1 protein-coding gene is annotated in these 559 nt (G+C 66.4%); it reads left to right on the plus strand.

The annotated features are described in order from the left end of the window. Positions 1-559: AMP-binding protein (locus tag IVA74_RS01530; RefSeq protein WP_247339218.1), on the plus strand; the 559-nt coding region annotated here is incomplete at both ends.

The raw sequence follows: 559 nt of genomic DNA on the forward strand, positions 1-559 counted from the left end.
TGGAGGAGCTGAACCGGACGGCGGTGCCGTATCCCGAGCAGCAGTGCATCCATGAGCTGTTCGAGGCACAGGTCGCCAAGGCGCCGGACGCGGTGGCGGTGGTCCATGAGGACGAGCGCTTGAGCTATGGCGAGCTCAATGCACGGGCGAACCGGCTGGCGCATCATCTGATCGGGCTCGGGGTGAAGCCGGACCAGCCTGTGGCGATCTGCCTTGAGCGCGGCGTGGCGATGGTGGTGGGGCTGCTTGCAATCCTCAAGGCGGGTGGCGCCTATCTGCCGTTGGATCCGGCCTATCCGTGCGCACGGCTCAAGCAGGTTCTTGAGGATGCGCAGCCGCAACTGTTGCTGGCCGATGCTGCGGGACGATCCGCGCTGGGCGCCGATGCGCTGGCCGATCTGACGGTGGTCGATCTCGAGACGGCGACATCGGCCTGGGCGAAGCTGCCGGCCTCGGATCCCGACCCGCGTGCGCTTGGCCTGACCTCGCGCCATCTCGCCTATGTGATCTACACCTCGGGATCTACCGGCACCCCAAAGGGAGTCATGATCGAGCATCG

The organism is Bradyrhizobium sp. 132 (assembly GCF_023074185.1).
Taxonomy (GTDB): domain Bacteria; phylum Pseudomonadota; class Alphaproteobacteria; order Rhizobiales; family Xanthobacteraceae; genus Bradyrhizobium.